The organism is Collinsella sp. Sow4_D11, assembly GCF_052116465.1.
Taxonomy (GTDB): domain Bacteria; phylum Actinomycetota; class Coriobacteriia; order Coriobacteriales; family Coriobacteriaceae; genus Collinsella.
In genome coordinates, this window is record NZ_JBQKLA010000046.1 from 1 (window position 1) to 3,399 (window position 3,399).

General features: G+C 67.2%; 2 protein-coding genes. Both read left to right on the top strand.

The genetic code is table 11. The features are described 5' to 3' along the window. On the top strand, positions 1-364 hold a 364-nt coding region (locus tag ACTQ40_RS10290; RefSeq protein ID WP_441564099.1), incomplete at its 5' end, for a hypothetical protein. Beyond that, on the top strand, positions 364-3,381 hold the full coding sequence (locus ACTQ40_RS10295) for a phage tail tape measure protein (protein WP_441042105.1): 3,018 nt from the start codon (positions 364-366) through the stop codon (positions 3,379-3,381). The genes ACTQ40_RS10290 and ACTQ40_RS10295, both read left to right, overlap by 1 nt. Positions 3,382-3,399 lie beyond the last annotated feature (18 nt).

Sequence of the window (3,399 nt, forward strand, 5' to 3'; positions counted from 1 at the left end):
CCGATTCAACGGGTGGGAGCCGACCACGGTCACCACCACCCGCCCCGACGGCACAACCATCACCACCCGTGACCCCGAGTTCGACGCGTGGGAGCGGTCGCTGTGGATCGCATTCGACGCGTGGGAGAAGCAGTGCTGCCCCGGCTGCGGCACCCCCTACGAGCGTGGCCTGTGGGACAACGACGCCGAGCCGGACAAGCGGCCACGGTGGCGCGTCGGCATGTATCGCTGCCGCCCCTGCGAGGTGCTGGAGCAGGTGCAGAGCAAGCACGTCAAGGCCCTCGAGGCTGCCAACCATGACCAGCCCGTCCCCACCCACCACCTCAAGTGGTTCGCGTTCGAGCACCCCGAAGGGAGGCCCTGATGGCTGACCGCAATGTCAAGGTCATTCTCGCTGCCTCTGTGGAAGGATTCACGGCGGCGCTGGGTCGCGCGAAGGCGTCGGTGGAGACTCTGGGCGCGGCGACCGCGAAGGCCTCTCAGACGGAGGGGTGGCGCCGCGCTGGCACTGCGATGATCGGCCTCGGCGCCGCCGCCATGGCCGGGGTCGCGATGGCCGTCCGCGCCTCGGCATCGTTCGAGCAGTCGATGGCGGAGGTTGCCGCCACTGGCGAGGAGGCCCGTGGACAGATCGCCGGCCTGCGCAAGGCCGCGCTCGACGCTGGGCGCGACACTGCTTTCTCGGCCACCGAAGCCGCCGACGGCATCACGGCGCTGGCGAAGGCTGGCGTGTCCACCGCTGACATCCTGTCGGGCGGTTTGCGGGGCGCACTCAACCTCGCTGCCTCCGGCCAGCTGAGCGTCGCCGACGCCGCTGAAACAACATCCGCCGCCCTCGTCCAGTTCAAGCTGAAGGGCAAGGACGCTGGGCATGTCGCGGACCTGCTCGCCGCAGGAGCTGGTAAGGCCATGGGCTCGGTCGGGGACATGGGGCAGGCGCTCAAGCAGTCCGGCGTCGTCGCCTCCCAATTCGGCGTCTCCATCGAGGAGACCGTCGGCACTCTCGCCGCGTTCGCCTCCACGGGCATGATCGGCGCCGAGGCGGGCACCGGGTTCAAGTCGATGCTGCTGGCCCTGGCGAAGCCGTCCAGAGAGGCGCAGCGCGCCATGGACGAGCTCGGCATCTCCGCCTACGACGCCGAGGGCCAATTCGTGGGCATCACCAACCTCGCCGGCCAGCTCAAGGACAAGCTGGGCGACCTGACCGTGGAGCAGCGGCAGGCGGCCCTGTCCACGATCTTCGGCTCGTTCGCGATCCGCAACGCGTCGGTGCTGTACGAGCAGGGCGCTGAGGGTATCCAGCAGTGGGTCGACAACGTCAACGACTCCGGCTACGCGGCCCGTGTCGCCGCAGGCCTGCTGGACAACCTGAACGGCGATTTGCAGGTGCTCGGCGGCTCGTGGGAGACACTGCTGATCAAGATGGGCACAGACGCCCAAGCCCCATTGCGGAGCGTCGTGCAGTGGCTGACCGAACTGATCAACGCGGTTGCTGAGCATCCAACCATGGCCGCCTCGGTCCTCAAGCTGCTGGCCGCGTTCGGCGGGTTCGCGCTCGCCGCTGGTCTGATCATGAAGGCCACGACGGCGGCTGTCGAGTTCCGTACCGCGCTCTTGGCGTTGCAGGCAGCCCAGCCCAAGTTCATCGGCGCCTTGGGAGCCATGGGGAGGGCCGCTGGCGCTGTGGGCCTGGCCTTCGTGGCGCTCGAAGTCGCCTCCATGGTGTTTGAAAAGGTCAGGGTTGGCCAACCGACGCTTGAGCAAACCGCTTCGTTGATGGATCAGCTGGCCCTGTCCACTGAATCCGCCGCCGCCGCAATGTCTCGCCAAGACTTCGCGGCTCAGACGAGCATGGGTTGGCAGAAGATCGAACTGAGCGTCGAAGGGGCGTTCGAGCAGCTGAGGAAGTGGGATGACCTGCGGAACAGCTCTGACCCGATGGCCAACCTTTTTGCAGGCGCATCGGCCAATCTGGGCGCACTCAAGGAACTGGAAGAGGGCTTCCGGCGAGCAGATCAGGCGCTCGGCCAGATGGTTGGCACCGGCCACGCCGACAAGGCCGCCGCCGCGTTCGCCCGCATGGCCGAGGCGGCCAAGAAGCAGGGTGTCGATAACGATTCTCTCATCCGCCAGTTCCCGACCTATGCGGAGGGGCTGCGGGCGCAGGCGTCGGCGCTGGCTGAGGCGACGGGATACACCGACCTGCTCAACCTGTCCAACGAGGACCTCGTGCGCTGGATGGGTGGCGACATCCCCATCGCCGTCCGGTCCGCCCAGATCGCCGCCAAGGACGCAGGCTCGACATCCGAGGCGCTGACGAAACAGCAGAAGGAACTCTCTGCCGCCACCGACGCCGCGACCCGAAGCTATGACGAGTATGTCAACAGCCTGTTCGCCGCCAACAACGCTGCCGTCGCCATGCTCGACGCACAGCTCGGCTTCAACCAGTCCGTGCTGGACGGCAGCAAGGCCGCCAAGGAGTGGGCCGAAAAGGTCGCTGGCGGGCACGCCCAGGCCAAGAGCGCGTTCGACCGGACGACCGAAGCTGGCATTGCGAACAACCGCGTCATGCTGGACATGGTCAGCAATGCGCAGCGCGACATCGAGGAACGCACCAAACAGGGTGAGTCGATCGAGTCGATCATCGCTATCCACGGCCAGTACCGCGACCAGATGATCAAGGTCGCCACCCAATACCTCGGGAGCAAGGCCGCGGCAGTCGCCTACATTGACCAGCTGTTCAAGACACCGAAGAACATCAGCACCGCGGTCCAGTTGGAGAAGTCGGCCGCCGATGCGCGCCTGAATCAGTGGAAAACCAAGCTTGACGGCGTGCCCGACACTGTGCGCACCAGCATTCTCGCCGCCGTGGAGCGGGGCGACCTCGCGACCGCGAACCGGCTCCTGGCGGACGCAGCCCGGACCCGCACTGCCACGATCAAAGTCCATGTCTCCAAGGACGGCCGGGAGATGGTCGGCGGCGGAAACAGGGCAACTATCAACGCCTCTGGCGGGCTGTACACCGACCGGGCGAACGGGCACCTGCCGCAGATCGCGCGAGCGGGCGACTGGCGCATCTGGGCCGAGCCGGAGACGGGCGGCGAGGCGTACATTCCGCTCGCCAACGACTGGCGCCGCCCTCGAGCGCAGTCGATCCTCCGGGAGACGGCCAGCCTGATTGGGATGCGCACCTACGCCGGTGGCGGCATCTCGCACACCACCCCAGTTCTCGACACATCCGGCGTCGCGGACGCGGTTGCTGCCGGTCTGGCTGGTGCCCGGATCGTCATGGTGGACCCGACCTCGGGTGTGGAGCGGCTGGTGGATGCGCGGATCGAGATGGCTGGCCGTCGGTCGGCATCGACGGTGAGGAGACGCTGATGATACTGGCTCCGCTGG